Annotated in this window: 10 protein-coding genes; 2 read left to right on the forward strand and 8 right to left on the reverse strand. The window is 66.8% G+C overall.

Annotation, left to right across the window (positions count from 1 at the left end):
* Positions 1-20: 20 nt before the first annotated feature.
* From OIM94_RS16500 to OIM94_RS16530, 7 genes are all read right to left on the reverse strand, one after another.
* Positions 21-506, reverse strand: coding sequence for a chemotaxis protein CheW (locus tag OIM94_RS16500; RefSeq protein ID WP_264607767.1), 486 nt, complete (start codon positions 504-506; stop codon positions 21-23).
* Positions 503-2,542 (reverse strand): methyl-accepting chemotaxis protein, encoded by a 2,040-nt coding sequence (locus OIM94_RS16505; protein WP_264607768.1) that lies wholly within the window; start codon positions 2,540-2,542, stop codon positions 503-505. Before OIM94_RS16505 ends, OIM94_RS16500 begins: the two co-directional genes overlap by 4 nt.
* Positions 2,543-2,692: 150 nt before the next feature.
* Complete coding sequence (locus OIM94_RS16510; protein WP_264609912.1) at positions 2,693-3,214, reverse strand: chemotaxis protein CheW; 522 nt, start codon at positions 3,212-3,214, stop codon at positions 2,693-2,695.
* A gap of 4 nt (positions 3,215-3,218) precedes the next feature.
* Positions 3,219-5,174 (reverse strand): chemotaxis protein CheA, encoded by a 1,956-nt coding sequence (locus tag OIM94_RS16515; protein WP_264607260.1) that lies wholly within the window; start codon positions 5,172-5,174, stop codon positions 3,219-3,221.
* A complete protein-coding gene (locus OIM94_RS16520) occupies positions 5,171-5,539 on the reverse strand; it encodes a response regulator (RefSeq protein WP_093296770.1) in 369 nt (122 codons plus the stop codon). The genes OIM94_RS16515 and OIM94_RS16520 overlap by 4 nt, the downstream gene beginning before the upstream one ends.
* Positions 5,536-5,808 (reverse strand): STAS domain-containing protein, encoded by a 273-nt coding sequence (locus OIM94_RS16525; RefSeq protein ID WP_264607769.1) that lies wholly within the window; start codon positions 5,806-5,808, stop codon positions 5,536-5,538. Before OIM94_RS16525 ends, OIM94_RS16520 begins: the two co-directional genes overlap by 4 nt.
* Before the next feature lie 402 nt (positions 5,809-6,210).
* Complete coding sequence (locus OIM94_RS16530) at positions 6,211-6,735, reverse strand: GNAT family N-acetyltransferase (protein ID WP_264607770.1); 525 nt, start codon at positions 6,733-6,735, stop codon at positions 6,211-6,213.
* A 92-nt stretch (positions 6,736-6,827) separates the two neighbouring features.
* On the opposite strand from OIM94_RS16530, the gene OIM94_RS16535 reads away from it, so the two are divergent.
* A complete protein-coding gene (locus tag OIM94_RS16535; RefSeq protein ID WP_264607771.1) occupies positions 6,828-7,127 on the forward strand; it encodes a DUF6916 family protein in 300 nt (99 codons plus the stop codon).
* A 59-nt stretch (positions 7,128-7,186) separates the two neighbouring features.
* On the opposite strand, the gene OIM94_RS16540 is transcribed toward OIM94_RS16535, so the two are convergent.
* Positions 7,187-7,822: a phage tail protein gene (locus tag OIM94_RS16540; RefSeq protein WP_264607772.1), complete on the reverse strand. Its 636-nt coding sequence runs from the start codon at positions 7,820-7,822 to the stop codon at positions 7,187-7,189.
* 325 nt (positions 7,823-8,147) lie between these two features.
* Here OIM94_RS16540 and OIM94_RS16545 point away from each other — a divergent pair, with 325 nt between their 5' ends.
* On the forward strand, positions 8,148-16,286 hold the full coding sequence (locus OIM94_RS16545; RefSeq protein WP_264607773.1) for an Ig-like domain-containing protein: 8,139 nt from the start codon (positions 8,148-8,150) through the stop codon (positions 16,284-16,286).
* Positions 16,287-16,311 lie beyond the last annotated feature (25 nt).

Below are 16,311 nucleotides of genomic sequence, written 5' to 3' on the forward strand. Positions count from 1 at the left end.
GGCGTGGAGCGGCAACGCGGTCATGCAGCCGCCTGCGCCGCGCCGTCGAGCATATGCGCATCCTCGGACGAGAAGATGCGGCCCATTTCGACAAGAACGACAAAGCCGTCGTCCCGCCGGAACACGCCTCCGATATAGTCGGAGGACCAGCGTACGCCGATATCGGGGGCACGTTCCAGCTGGTCGGTGGCGACGCTGCACACCTCAAGCACGCGGTCGACCACGAGGCCCAGCATCAGCACCCGGCCGTCCACCGGCACGTCCACCACCAGGATCCGCGTGGCCGGCGTCGGTTCGATCGCTGCCAGGCCCAGCCGGAGGCGAAGATCGATCGTCGTCACGCCCTGGCCGCGCATGTCGGTCAGGCCCAGCAGATAGGCAGGGCCGTTTGGGATGCGGAAGGTTTCGCGGTAATCCAGGATCTCGCGTACGAGCGAGACGGGCACCGCGAACACCTCCGCGCCCAGGCCGAACGTGACGATCTGCGGTTCGGCCCCGCCGCTCATGCCGCCTGCACTCCGAAATCGGCGTCGTCGGAATCGGGCCCGCCATTGTTCAGATCGAGCGCGAAGCCGTGCGCCCGGGCCTGTTGCTCGGCGACGGTCGTGCCCCGCGTTGCAGGCCTTGGCGCCTTCGCAACGGTCCGCCCGCGCGAAACTTCCGCGCCGCGTCCCCGCGCCGGCTTGGCCGTTTCACGCGGGCTGTTGGGCAACTGGAAATAGGCGATGCTGGCCTGCAGCTCGTCGGCCTGGCCTGCCAGCTCCTCGGACGTGGACGAAATCTCTTCGGAGGCGCCGGCATTTTGCTGCGTGACCTGATCAAGCTGCTGGATCGCCTTGTTGATCTGGACGGCGCCGATGTCCTGCTCGCGGCAGGCGGCACTGATTTCGCTTACCAGCTCCGCAGTGCGGCGAATGTCGGGCACCAGCTTGCGCAGCATCTCGCCGGCCTCGACGGCGGCCTTGACGGTTTCGGAGGAGACCGAGCTGATCTCGGTCGCTGCGCCCTGGCTGCGCTCTGCGAGCTTGCGCACTTCCGATGCCACGACCGCGAAGCCACGGCCATGTTCGCCGGCGCGCGCGGCTTCCACCGCCGCGTTCAGCGCGAGGAGATCGGTCTGGCGAGCGATTTCCTGGACGATGCCGATCTTCTCGGCGATCGTGCGCATGGCGCCCACCGCGCGCTCCACCGCTTCGCCGCTGCTTTCCGCGGCCAGTGCCGACTGGCGCGCCATCTTCTCGGTCTGCACGGCATTGTCGGTGTTCTGGCGGATGTTCGCCGCCATCTGCTCCATCGACGCGGAGACCTCTTCGGTGGCCGCGGCCTGCTCAGTCGCGCCTTGCGAAAGCTGCTCGGAGCTGGCCGACAGTTCCTGGCTGCCGGAGGCGACCTGCTCCGCGGACGTGCGGGTATCGGCGATGATGACCCGCAGGCGATCGATCATGCGCACCAGCGACGTTCCCAGCATGTCGCTTTCGCACGACGGCTTGTGCGTTATCGTGAGGTTGCCATCGGCGATCTTGTTGGCCAGTTCGGCAGTGATGCGGAGGTTTTCGACCAGCAGGTTGATCGCATCGCGCATGCGACGATGATCGCCTTCGCACGGCATGTCGAACCGCTCCCGCAGGTCGCCCGAACTGACGAGGCCGAGCAGACGGTTGCCTTCCGCGATCGGGATGAGGATCGCATCCAGCATGCCGTTGATGCCGGAAATGAGCGAGGCGAAATCGCCGACGAAGCGCTTCTCATTGCCGCGTTCGCTGAGATATCCGGCGGTCGAGGCGGCGATCAGACGCTGCACCTCCTCGGTGATTTCGCGCAGATTGGTGCGCAGCGTTTCGATCGTGTCGTTGATGAAGGCCTTCTTGCCGGGAAATTGTTCGAGCGTTGCATCGAAATTGCCTTCGCCGAATGCCTTGATGCAGGCCATCGCCTTTTTCTTCACGGCGATGTGGCTGCCGACCATCTCGTTCACGCCCTGCGCCATGATCGCGAAATCGCCGGGGAACTTGTCGACCGAAAGGAAGATGTCGATATCTCCCTTCTCGTGCTCCGAGTACATCTGACGCATCTCTGCCAGAATGCCCTTGAAGTTGGACCGCAGCCGCTCGATGGTCTCGTTGATGAAGGCCTTCTTGCCGGGAAGCTGTTCCATCGGAGCGTCGAAGTCGCCCTCGCCAAAGGCGCGGATGCACGCCATTGCCTGCTTCTTCACGTGGATGTGGCTGGCCACCAGGTCGTTGACGCGTTTGGCGATGGTGGCGACCTGGCCATGAAATGCGTCGACGGGAAGAATAGCGTCGATATCGCCCTTGTCGTGGGCGTCCTGCATCTCGGCGATACGGTCGTTCAGCGCGGTCACCGGCTGTGTCGCTTTGTCGAGCAGGCTGTTGATCGCCGTCAGGACGTCGCGCGTACGCCCCTTGGCAAGCGATAGATCCGCGCGCTCCGAAGTATCGCCGCGCTCCAGGGCGCCTTCCAGACGGGAAATCTCGTCGATCACGGTAGTGCTCGATGCACAGTCGAAGATATTGATGCTCATAAATCGGGTCCTCTAGCCATAGTGTCGCGAAATAGGGTTCAGGTTGCTTGGCGAAGCTTCATCCTGTTTCGACGCGAATCCCGGTTTGTCGTGAGGCTTCAGCGCGCAGGCGCGGCGCGGGGCATCGGCGGCGCGGATCGGCGTTCGGCGTCATGCCGCGGCTGCGACGGTGTCGTCGCCGATGAGGTCGGCGAAGATGGCGTGGAGGTCGGGGAGGACGACGACGCCGGTGGTGCGGCGGACGAGGGTGCGCACGAAGCGTCGGCGCCAGCGCATGCCGACGACGGGGGGCTCCTCGCTGGCGGCCTGGTCGAGGGTGGCGACCTCGTGGACCTTGTCGGTGCGGATGCCGATCTGGAGCGGCTCGCCGGCGAGCGCGATCTCGATGACGACGATGCGGCTGTCGAGCGTCGCCTCGGCGGGCTCCATGGCGAAGGCCTGGCGCAGATCGGCGATCGGGATGATCTTGCCGCGGAAGTTGACGACGCTGCGCACCAGCGGTGCGGCGCCCGGCACGCGGGTCTCGGGCAGCAGGTCGAGGATCTCGCGGACCAGCACGGCCTCGACCGCGAAGGTCTCCTCGCCGAGATCGAAGGTGAGGACCTCGAGATGGCCGGCGGCGTCCCAGGGGACGGCGGCGGGGACGGCGCTTTGGGTGTGGGTGTCCTGCATGGGCTCAACCGGCGGCACGCAGCCGCTCCTCCTGCTGCTGGCCGGCCAGCACGAGCTGGACGACGTCGAGGATCAGCGCGACGCCGCCGTCGCCGAGGATGGTCGCGCCGGCAAAGGCGGCGACGTCCTGGTGCAGGGGCGACATCGACTTGATCACGGTCTGGTGGCTGCCGATGATCTGGTCGACGACCAGCCCGACGCGCTCGGCGCCGGTGGCGATGACGACGATCTTCTGGTGCGGATCGGGCCTTGTGCCGGTCTCGAACATCTCGCGCAGGCGCAGGAACGGCACCAGCCGGTCGCGCAGGGTGATGAAGCTGCGGCCGCGCGAGCGCAGATCCTCCTCGAGGCTCAGCTCGAGGCATTCCTCGACGGCGGCGAGCGGGATGACGTAGCGGCCCTCGCCGACGCGCACGAGCAGCCCGTCGATGATCGCGAGGGTGAGCGGGATGCGCAGCACCACCTTGGAGCCCTCGCCGGGCGTGGAGGTGATGTCGATCGCGCCGCGCAGGCTCTCGATGGTGCGCTTGACCACGTCCATGCCGACGCCGCGGCCCGACAGGTTGGTCACCGCCGCCGCGGTCGAGAAGCCGGGGTGGAAGATCATCTGGAGCAGGTCGCTGTCGCTCAGCTGCTGGCCCGGCTGGATCAGGCCTTGCGATTCCGCCTTGGCGCGGACGCGCTCGCGGTTGATGCCGCGGCCGTCGTCCTGGATGGTGATCAGCACCTCGCCGCCGGCCTGGTGGGCGGACAGGCGGACATGGCCGGTGGCGGGCTTGCCCGCGGCGATGCGCTCGTCCTCGGGCTCGAGGCCATGGTCGCAGGCATTGCGGATCAGATGGACCATCGGGTCGGCGAGCCGCTCGATCACGGTCTTGTCGACTTCGGTCGCCTCGCCTTCGGTCTCCAGCTCGATCGCCTTGCCGGTCTCGCGGGCGAGATCGTGGATCAGGCGACGGAAGCGGCCGAACAGCGTGGCGACCGGCACCATGCGCAGCACCATCATCGTGTCGCGCAGCTCGCTGACCAGCCGCTCGATTTCCTCGGAGATCGAGCGCAGCACCATGTCGCCGCCCTGGCCGTTGGCGAGCTGCGACAACCGGCTGTGGACGATGACCAGCTCGCCCACCCGGTCCATCAGCTCGTCGAGCCGTTCGGCGGGCACGCGGACGCTCTCGCCCGCCTTGGGCGCGGCCTTGGCCGGGCCGGCGGCCTCGGGCGTGGCGGCCGTCGCTGCAACCGGCGCGTCCGCGACCTCGGCGGGCGCTTCCGCTTCGCCGCCGAGTTCCTCGATCACCAGCTCCATGTCGTCCATCACGAACAGGAACACGTCGTCGATATCGTCGCGCGACACGTCGCCGAACAGTTCGACGTCCCAGCCGATATGGCATTCGACCGGGTTCAGGTCGGCGAGCGGCGGCAGCCGGTCGGTGCGCGCGGCGATGGTGCAGTCGCCCAAGCTCCGCAGCTCGTCGAGCAGCATCAAGGGATTGGTGCCGTTGGCCATGCTCTCGGGCGGCAGGTAGAAGCGCAGCCGCCAGCCCTTGCGCGCAGGGGCGGCGGGCGCGGCCGCGGGCGCGCCGGCGGCGGCATCGACCTCGCGCTGCAGCTCGGCGAGGATCGCGGCACCGGCCGCCTCGAGCCCCGCGCCGTCGCCGTCGACCAGCGCGCGCATATGGTCCTTGGCCGAGAGGATCACCGCGACCAGGCCCTGGGTGGCGGGGGCCAGACCCTTGCGGACGCGGTCGAACGCGGTCTCGCAGTGATGGGTGAAGCTGGCCAGCGCGTCGAAGCCGAACATCGCGCCCGAGCCCTTGAGCGTGTGCAGGCCGCGGAACACCGCATCGATCAGGTCGCGATCGTCGAGCCGGTGGGTCAGGTCGAGCAGGCCCTGCTCGACCTGGTCGAGCAGGTCGCCGGCCTCGACCCGGAAGGCGGCGATCGGATCGCCGCCGCTCACCGGCCGAGCACCTTGCGCGACACCTTGAGCAGCTGCTCGGGGACGAAGGGCTTGACCAGCCAGCCGGTGGCGCCGGCGGCCTTGGCCTGCTGCTTCATCGCGTCATCGCTCTCGGTGGTGAGGAACAGGATCGGCGTGCCGCACTGGGCGGGGTCCTTGCGCAGCTCGCGGATCATCGTCAGCCCGTCCATGTTGGGCATGTTGAGGTCGGTGATGATCAGGTCGAACTTCGCGCCCTTGGCCTTGGCGAGCCCTTCGACGCCGTCGCCGGCCTCGGTCACGGCATAGCCGGCACCGGTCAGCGCGATCTTGATCGCCATGCGCAGGCTGGGCGAATCGTCGACGGTGAGGATCGAGGCGGTCATTGAACAGCTTCTCCGTGAAACCAGAAATCGAGATCTTGGGGGCTGGGAGCGGCCAGGAACCCGGCGCGCTCGAGCAGCGCCGCCACCGGCGCGGGCGCCGGCGAACGCAGCCGCACCACACGACCCGCCGCCTCCGCCGCCGTGCGCAGCGCCTGAAGCAGCTGGAGTAGGCTGAGATCGGCGTCTTCCACTGCGCCAAGATCGATCTCGATCGCTTCGTCCGTCTCCAATGTCGCCAGCAGCGCGGTGTGGAAGGGACGGCTATTCATCAGGGTGATGGAGGTGGGTGCTGCTAATGCCATCGTTTGTAGTCCGTAGGTATTTTCTCAAAGCTACGTAGTGCTACGTAACTTCGAAAGTCCGGCTCCTATCTTGGAACTATTGTAGAGGCGTTTTCGACAATGCTGGCGGTCATCATGCATTTGTCTGACGATGCTTGGTGAAGGGAGGCGGTAAAGCTTTAAGGTGAAAATCTATGTACCGAAATCTACAGTAAAACTCCGGTTAACATTGGAGTCGTCCTTCCCGGCTGGGGCGTGCAATCTGTCGGCGTGCTTGCACAAGGCTTGTCGAACGGCACGCGCGGCCGTGGGCAGGCCAGTCTGGGCGCGCCGATGGCGATCGGTCGGTCGCGGGGGTGGCCGGCTTTGTGCCGGCAACCGGCGCAGGGGCTAGGTGTTGCGCGGTTCGGGAGCGGTGGGCCAGCGAAGGAAGCGATGGGTGGGGAAGCGCGAGGGTGCGTCGCGAAAGCCCATCCGTACGTACCATTGCCATGCCGCGCGATTGCGGAGCTCGACATGCAGCGTGACGGCGGACGCAGCGGCGGCGACCGATGCCTGTTGCACCCATGCGACAAGCCGACCGCCGGTGCCGGCACCTCGCGCATGCGGCAGCAGCGCGATCTCGATCAGGCGCCATTCTGGGCCGGTGCGATCCAGAGACAGGCGGCCGATGGCGCCGTGCGCCTCGTGCTCGATCACCCAGAAATCGGCGGTCGGGCAGTGGTGACGGTAGTGATCCTGCTGGAGCCGATACTGATCGGCGACAAACGCCCGTTTCTGCGCGGCGGTCCATGGGAGCAGCGCGAGATCGGGCGCGCGGACCGTGCCGTAGAGTTCCAGGAGAAAGTGCTCGTCCCGCGGCTGCGCTGCGCGCAGATTCAGCGCTGACGGGAAGGGGGGGAGCGGCGCGGTCATCGGCAGGGGCCGAAGATAATGGTCCCGGGCGATGAATCGAGGCTTTTCTCCACTGCCGCGATGTTCCAGACTAACGAACGAAAGGAGGGCGGATGCAACTGGTTCGATTGGTCACTCCGGAAGATTTCGAGCCCTGGGTGGGGCGGATGGTCCGACTGAACACCGCACCGCGCCCGGTGGAAATCCTGCTCGCGCGGCTGCAACGACTTCCGCCGATTGTCGGGGCTGATTTTCGCGAGCCGTTCGAACTGATCTTCGAAACGCCGTGGCAGGTGGTGCTGGCCGACGACAATTATGAATGCGACTGTGGGCATGGTGGCCCTTACTTCATTCATCTGTCGCAGATACTGCCCAGAAAACAGACGCGGCGATACCAGGCGCTTTTCGCCTGAGCGGTTCGGGAGGGGCCGGCAGGCACCTCCCGCTGTCGCAACTGCGTCGATCGCCGCGCTTACGGCCTCTCGGGCCAGACCCCCACGGCGGCGATGATCGTCGTCACCGCGACAAAGGGCTGTAGTACCGATATCGGCTGGCTTGCGCCTGCATTGTTGACGGTGACGGTACCCTGTATGCCCCCGACCGTGCCAGACACGCCTGCCAGCGGGACCTGCTGCGCGCCCGGCAGACTGGTGTTGGCGGCCGGCACATAGAGCGTCGGGGTGGTATCGGCATCCGATGGCGTGCCGAGATAGGCGCCTGACTCCGGCGCCGAGACCTGATGATTGAAGTCCAGCCCGCTGATCGCAGTCAGCGCTCCCGTGAAGCTGGCGCCACTGCTGGGCGCAAAGCTGGCGCTATGGTTGTGCTGGGGCAACTGGGCCAGAGTGAGGCTATATTGCTCGACGCCACCGGACTGTCCATCCTGTCGGGGAGTGAGGCCGGGGCCGTTGCCAGACCCGATCAGAACCCGGCCACGTGCATCGGGTAGTGCAAACTGGGTCGAGCCATTGCCGCCAAAGGCATTCCCCAACAGCGCGAACAATGCCTGGTTCTGCGTAACCTGCATCACGGTGCCATTGCAGAGCAGCCAATTTACCGGCGCATAGTGAAACCCCACCTGCATGATCTGGCCAATGAACGGATCCATGCTCCCCTCCCTTGAAAGCGGCTAGTCAGAAGGCATTCCGGTACTATCCGTGAAAATTATGTCTGGAAGCCTCAGCGCCGTCTTGTTCAACAGCAATGATGATTCGGCAAGTGGTTGATGAAAAATTAAAATGACGTCTGGTACCTGCGCCTTGCGCTGCAACATCTACTACGTGTGTTGATATATCCCTCGGAATCGATAAATGTTTTCTCACAAGCATACCCCGTTCGAGTCGCATCTATAAATATTATCGGCAAAGTAATGCCGATACAGATGGTTGGCGGGCATGGGCAGTCCGAATGGACCTGTTCGTGAAGGGGTATTCATGAAGTTTAACATCGGCTGTATTTTGCGTGACCTGCTGCTTCGCAAGGTGTCTTGCGTCAGCGGCGCGGTCGTCGCTACTGCCGCTGGCGCCGTGCTTCTGGTGCCTGCTTCCGCCCATGCGCAGAGCAGCGGGTGCATGGCCGTCAACGACGGCCTGATGAATATGCGATCGGTGTATGTGAACGGCGCTGCCCAGCCGACCTCGACGGCCGGCTATGTGGCGTCGGGCAGCACGGGCGTGACCAGCGCGGTCATCTCGATGATCCGGATGTCGCTGAGCTATAACGATTCGATCGCCACCAGCTATGTGCCCGACAACAGTACCGCTCTTTCGTTCACCATCGGCGATCAACTGACCTTCGTGGCCTCGCTTGAGTCGGGGCTCAGCGGGACCGGCACGTCCCGCGTTCGCTTTCGGAACAATCTGTCGCTGACCGACACCAACGGCACGCAGAAGCAGTTCACGGCCAGCGATACGTCGACGAAAACGTCGAGCTACACGATCAATTCCGCACTGCAAGAAATCGGTGTGTACACAAGCAATGTTGGAAATGCCGGGGTAACGGCCGTGGTCAACACCACGGTTACTTGCATTCCCTTCATCGATTCCAGCCTCTCGCTTGGCGTCTCGATGTCGCATGTCGGCACGCCGCAGCAGGGCGGGACGGTCGATTACACGATCACGCCGAGCGCCAGTGGCGCCAACACAGGCACGAACCTGGCGTTGGCGTTCAGCCTGCCGTCCGGCATGACCTTCAATTCGGGCAGCGGGGCGGGATGGAGCTGCACGTCCACGCGCTGCGTCTATTCAAATACGATTGCCAATGGCGCAAGCGGCAATCCGCTTACCTTGCGCCTGAACATCGCCTCGAATGCGGCGAGCAGCCTCACCCCCAGTGTGACGCTGACCGGCGGCAATGCAGCGGCTTCGGCGACGGCCAGCGATCCGACCTCGATCGTCGTCGTCCAGACCCCTGCCTCGGTTTCGATCACGGGCGGCAACAACCAGACCGCGTCGGTCGGTGCTGCATTCGCATCGCCGCTCAGCGTGACCGTGCGTGACGGTTCGAACGCGATCATCGCGAACAGCTCGGTCACCTTCACGGCGCCGGGGTCGGGCGCTAGCGGTACCTTCTCCAACAGCAGCAATAGCATCACCGTCACCACCGACGGATCCGGGGTTGCCAGCGCCGGAACGTTCACCGCGAACAGCACCGGCGGCGCCTATACCGTCACGGCGACTGCGGGATCGGTCTCTTCAACCTTCAGCCTCACCAACAGTGCGGTCGTCGCACCCAGCGTCACCGGCCTGTCCCCCGCCGGTGGCCCCACGACCGGCGGTACCACCGTGGTCCTCACCGGCACAGGATTTACCGGCGCCACCGCCGTCAGCTTCGGCGGCAACGCCGCATCGGGCTTCACGGTCGAAAGCGCGACCCAGATCCGGGCCACCGCACCGGCGTCGAGCGCCGGCACCGTCGACGTGACGGTCACCACGCCCAGCGGCACCAGCGCCACCGGGGCTGCGGCCCAATTCACCTACGCCACGCCGCCGACCACACCGACCCTCACCTCCACCCCCGCGGCGGTGACCAACAGCACCAGCGCCACCTTCCAGTTCACCGTGGCGAGCGGGTCGGCCGAATGTGCGATCGATGGGGGATCCTTCGCCAGTTGTACCAGCCCGAAGACCTATACCGGCCTGGCGGACGGCAGCCACAGCTTCCAGGTGCGTGCGACCAGTGTCGGCGGCACCAGCACCGCGGCCAGCTATAGCTGGACCGTGGATGCCACCGCGCCCGCGGCGCCGGTGGTCTCCACGCCGGCGGACTCGTCCGAACGGGTCGTCACCGACCGGGCGGTGAGCGGGACGGCCGAGGCCGACGCCACCCTTACAGTGTATCTCGACGGTAGTGCCGACGGTACGACGACCAGTGACGGCAGCGGTGCATGGACCTACACGCTGACCGCGCTCACGGCGGGCGCGCATAGCGTCAAGGCCCGGGCAGCCGATGCCGCCGGCAACAGCTCCGCCGATTCCGCGGTGCGAAGCTTCACGGCGTACAGCGCACTGACCGCGACCCAAGCCTACACCTCGATCACCGCCACCGCCAACACGACGACGTTCAATGCGCTCCTCGCGGTCACGGCATCCGGCGGCAAGATGCCTCGCACGTTCGCGATCAGCGGCGGCACCCTGCCGACCGGGGTCACCTTCGATACGTCGACCGGCGCGCTGAACGGCACGCCGACAACGAGCCTTGCTGCCACCAGCTTCACGATCACTGTCACCGACGCGCTGGCGCAGACGGCCAGCAAGAGCGTGCTGCTGACCGTCGCTTCCGATCGCGGGCAAACCCTGTCGTTTACGTCCACGGCACCAAGCGCGGCGGTGGTCGGCGGTCTCACCTATACCGCCACGGCCACCGCTTCGTCCGGGCTGGCCGCGGCGCTGACGGTCGATGCAACCAGCAGCACCATCTGCACGCTTTCGGGCAGCACCGTGAGTTTCATCGGTGCCGGCACCTGCACGATCAACGCGAACCAGGCCGGCAACACCAGCTACGATGCCGCACCGCAAGTCCAGCAGAGCTTCACCGTATCGCGCGGCAGCCAGACGATCGGTTTCACCTCGACGGCGCCAAGCGCAGCGGTGGTCGGCGGTACCACCTACGCGCCGACGGCGACGGCAACCTCGGGTCTGACCGTAAACCTGACAGTGGATTCTTCCAGCAGCAGCGTGTGTTCGATCGTTGGGGGGGTGGTAAGCTTCGCCGGCGTCGGCACTTGCCGGCTGAATGCCGATCAGGCCGGCAACGCCAGCTATGGTGCGGCAATTCAGGTGCAGCAGAGCTTTGTCGTCGGGCTTGCGTCACAGACGATCAGCTTCACCTCCACGGCGCCGAGCGCGGCGGTGGTCGGTGGCACCAGCTATGCGCCGGCGGCGACGGCCACTTCGGGTCTCGCCGTGGCGTTCACGGTGGACGCGTCGAGCAGCAGCGTCTGCACGATCAGCGGCGGGGTGGTCAGCTTCACCGGGGCAGGCAGCTGCACGGTGAACGCGAACCAGGCCGGCAACGCCAGCTATGGTGCGGCAATTCAGGTGCAGCAGAGCTTTATCGTCGGGCTCGCGTCGCAGACGATCAGCTTCACCTCCACGGCGCCGAGCGCGGCGGTGGTCGGTGGCACCAGCTATGCGCCGGCGGCGACGGCCACTTCGGGTCTCGCCGTGGCGTTCACGGTGGACGCGTCGAGCAGCAGCGTCTGCACGATCAGCGGCGGGGTGGTCAGCTTCACCGGGGCAGGCAGCTGCACGGTGAACGCGAACCAGGCCGGCAACGCCAGCTATGGTGCGGCAATTCAGGTGCAGCAGAGCTTTATCGTCGGGCTCGCGTCGCAGACGATCAGCTTCACCTCCACGGCGCCGAGCGCGGCGGTGGTCGGTGGCACCAGCTATGCGCCGGCGGCGACGGCCACTTCGGGTCTCGCCGTGGCGTTCACGGTGGACGCGTCGAGCAGCAGCGTCTGCACGATCAGCGGCGGGGTGGTCAGCTTCACCGGGGCAGGCAGCTGCACGGTGAACGCGAACCAGGCCGGCAACGCCAGCTATGGTGCGGCGAGCCAGGTGCAGCAGAGCTTTGTCGTCGGGCTCGCGTCACAGGCGATCAGCTTCGGCACACTCCCCGACGTCGCGATCACGGTCGGCAGCGTCTCGTTGAGCGCAAGTGCGAGCTCCGGACTCCCGGTCAGCTTTGCCAGCAGCACGGCTGCCGTCTGTATGGTATCGGGCGGCACGGCAACGTTCGTCGCGCAGGGCCTCTGCACGATCGTCGCAAGCCAGGGCGGAGACATGACCTGGAGCGCGGCGTCTACCGTTACCCGCAGCTTCACGATACGCCCGGCGACCCTTGCGATTGCCAGCGGCGCGGTCGATGCATCGAAGGTGGGCGCCAGCTTTTCGCACGCTAGCAGCGCCACCGGTGGCGTCGCACCGTACAGCTTCAGCATTGCCTCGGGTGCGCTGCCGGCAGGTGTCCGTCTCGACGCCGCCACAGGGCTCGCCAGCGGGACCCCGACGGTCGCGGGCAGCTTCAGCTACACCGTCACGGTGCGAGACAGCGCAGCAACGCCGAGCACCGCAACAGCCGGCGCGGTGAGCGGAACCATTGCCCAGGGCGACCAGAGCCTAAGCTTCACCTCGACGCCGCCAAATTCCGTGCCGGTTGGCGGCACGGCCTATTCGGTCGCCGCGATCTCGACGGCGGGTCTCGCTCCCAGCTTTGCCATCGATACAGCCAGTGCGGGTGCCTGCACGATCAGCGCGAACATAGTTAGTTTTTCGGCTGCGGGAACGTGCATCGTGATCGCCTCTCAGGCGGGCGACGCCAACTATGCTGCAGCGACTGCGCTTCGCCAGGCGATCACGGTAGTCGCCGCACCGGTGGCGGGGAATCGCTCCGACGTCGCTGTACCCTATTCCGGCGCGGGAAGCGCCATCGATCTTGCCGCAAGCATCAGCGGGGGCGTACACAATGCGATCGCCATCGTCATGGTGCCCGCGCACGGCACGGCGAGCGTCGCGGGCGATGTTGTAACCTATGTCCCGGCCAGCGGCTATTTCGGTGCCGACAGCTTCACCTACACAGCCACGGGTCCGGGGGGCACGTCCAGCCCGGCGACGGTGTCGATCACTATCGCGACGCCGGCGGTGCCGACGGCGGGCGCCGTCAGTGCCGAGGTGGCCTATGGTAGCACGGGTCAGGCGATCCCGCTGGCGCCGGGCGGCGTCTACACCACGCTGGCGGTGGCAACCGCACCGGCCAAGGGAACGGTGACGGTGAGCGGCACCAGCGCCAGCTATGTGCCGAACAGCGGCAGCTTCGGTGCCGACAGCTTCACCTACACAGCCACGGGTCCGGGGGGCACGTCCAGCCCGGCGACGGTGTCGATCACTATCGCGACGCCGGCGGTGCCGACGGCGGGCGCCGTCAGTGCCGAGGTGGCCTATGGTAGCACGGGTCAGGCGATCCCGCTGGCGCCGGGCGGCGTCTACACCACGCTGGCGGTGGGAACCGCACCGGCCAAGGGAACGGTGACGGTGAGCGGCACCAGCGCCAGCTATGTGCCGAACAGCGGCAGCTTCGGCGCCGACAGCTTCACCTACACAGCCACGGGTCCAGGGGGCACGTCCAGCACGGCGACGGTGTCGATCACCATCGCAACGCCGGCGGTGCCGACGGCGGGGGCGGTCAGTGCCGAGGTTGCCTATGGCAGCACGGGGCAGGCGATTTCGCTGGTGCCGGGCGGCGTCTACACCGCGCTGGCGGTGGGAACTGCACCGGCCAAGGGAACGGTGACGGTGAGCGGCACCAGCGCCAGCTACGTACCGAACAGCGGCAGCTTCGGCGCCGACAGCTTCACTTACACGGCCACGGGCCCGGGGGGCACGTCCAGCCCGGCGACGGTGTCGATCACTATCGCGACGCCGGCGGTGCCGACGGTGGGCGCCGTCAGTGCCGAGGTTGCCTATGGCAGCACGGGGCAGGCGATTTCGCTGGTGCCGGGCGGCGTCTACACCACGCTGGCGGTGGGAACCGCACCGGCCAAGGGAACGGTGACGGTGAGCGGCACCAGCGCCAGCTATGTGCCGAACAGCGGCAGCTTCGGCGCCGACAGCTTCACCTACACAGCCACGGGTCCAGGGGGCACGTCCAGCACGGCGACGGTGTCGATCACCATCGCAACGCCGGCGGTGCCGACGGCGGGGGCGGTCAGTGCCGAGGTTGCCTATGGCAGCACGGGGCAGGCGATTTCGCTGGTGCCGGGCGGCGTCTACACCGCGCTGGCGGTGGGAACTGCACCGGCCAAGGGAACGGTGACGGTGAGCGGCACCAGCGCCAGCTACGTACCGAACAGCGGCAGCTTCGGCGCCGACAGCTTCACTTACACGGCCACGGGCCCGGGGGGCACGTCCAGCCCGGCGACGGTGTCGATCACTATCGCGACGCCGGCGGTGCCGACGGTGGGCGCCGTCAGTGCCGAGGTTGCCTATGGCAGCACGGCGCAGGCGATTTCGCTGGTGCCGGGCGGCGTCTACACCACGCTGGCGGTGGCAACCGCACCGGCCAAGGGAACGGTGACGGTGAGCGGCACCAGCGCCAGCTATGTGCCGAACAGCGGCAGCTTCGGTGCCGACAGCTTCACCTACACAGCCACGGGTCCGGGGGGCACGTCCAGCCCGGCGACGGTGTCGATCATGATTGGCGCTCCACCACCGCCTGCCGCCGAGCCTGTCAACGTCGCGGCGACGGGCACGACGGTGGAAAACGGCTCCAGTGTCGGGATCAATCTTTCCAACCTCGTGAACGGCAACTTCACCGAGGTCGAGATCGCCACGCCCCCGAGGAACGGTACGCTGACCCTGCGTGGGCCGGGCGTGGTGGCCGCCGCGACGACGCGGGCGGCGGGTGAGGCGCGAGCGATGGCAACGCCGGGCTGGACCGCCGTCTATGTTCCGCGAGCCGGCTTCTCAGGCAAGGACAGCTTCCAGTTCGTGGCCGTGGGCCCGGGCGGCCGTTCAATGCCGGCCACGGTGGAGATTGACGTGACCGGACAGGTGCCCACCGCACAGCCCAAAAAGGCCAGTGTCGGCGACGCGCAGACGGTCTCGGTCGATCTGACCGCCGGCGCGGTGGGGGGGCCTTTCACCACCGCTATCATCGACAGTATTTCCCCCGCCGACGCGGCAACCACGCGCATCGTGCAGGGGGGGAGCGCGGCCGAACCGAGCTTCCGGCTTGAAGTCACCACCAAAGCCCATTTCGGTGGAACCGTGATCGTGCGCTATCGCCTGGCCAATGCGTTCGGGGCGTCGCCGCCGGCTGAGGTGACGATTACCGTGACCGCGCGTCCGGACCCCGCGGCCGACCCTCGGGTGCGGGCAATCTCCGATGCGCAGGTGGAAACGGCGCGCCGGTTCGCGCGCGCGCAGGTGTCCAATTTCATGGCCCGTGCGCAGGAACTGCACCATGGCGGCGGCGCGACCAAAGCGTTGGGTATCGCGGTCAGTCTTCGGGATGTGGCGATGGAATCGCGCACCCCGGACAATACGCTGCACGATGCAGCACGGTCGGTAAACGACCGGGGTCGCGCTGCTCTTGGCAGCAGTGCGACGGGTGCCCGCGAGGATCTGACAAACGCCGCACTGCCCGGCCGCATCACGCGCGATTCGGCCGAAATGGGCGATGTCCGGGTAGGAGACGACGGGATGCGTGGGGACACGGGCGCCTCGGACGCGCGTGCAGTTGGCACACTGGCTTTCTGGACAGGGGGGGCGATCGAAGTCGGCACGCTGGATCGGCGCTCGGGGCGTGCCAAGATCAGCCTGTCGAGCGGTGGCCTCTCTGCCGGGGCCGATCTGCGGATCGCCGATTGGGCGACGCTGGGGGTGGGCGGCGGCTATGGTAGCGAGGTGAGCAAGATCGATGGCGAGGCGGCACGGGTGCGGGGCGAAACCCGCGTGTTCGCCGCCTATGGCAGCATGGCGCCGATCGACGGCATGTTCGTCGACGCGATGATCGGGCGGGGAATGCTGGCGTACCGCACGCGGCGGGACATTGCAGAAAGCGGCCTGGTGGCGTTCGGCTCGCGCGATGGCGACATGACCTTCGGCGCGGTTTCCGCGGGGTGGGATCGGCGCGAAGGCGCGCTGCGCTGGTCCGGCTATGGCCGGATGGAGTGGCTTCAGGGCACGCTGAAGGCCTATGCGGAGACGGGGGCGGACCGCTATTCGCTGCGGTTTGACCGGCGCAACATCCGCTCGCTGACCGGCGTGCTGGGGGGGCGCATCGAATTCACGCGTGACATTGGCTTCGCCAAGGTGAGCCCGCGCGTAGGCGCCGAATGGCTGCACGAATTCCGCGGCGCTGGCGTGCAGGCGTTGGATTATGCCAACTTTGCGGGCACCTCCGTGTACCAGCTTCGCAGTGCGGGCTGGCAGCGGGAGCAATATCAATTCTCCATGGGCAGTCGCCTGAACCTGATCATCCGCTGGAGCATCGATGTCGAAGTCGGCATGCGCGGCGCGGCGGGGGAGCGCGCGGGGCATGCCAAACTACGGATCAGCAAGTCCTTCTGATCGCCCTGGGCCCCAGGTTTGCCGA

This window comes from Sphingomonas sp. R1 (assembly GCF_025960285.1).
Taxonomy (GTDB): domain Bacteria; phylum Pseudomonadota; class Alphaproteobacteria; order Sphingomonadales; family Sphingomonadaceae; genus Sphingomonas.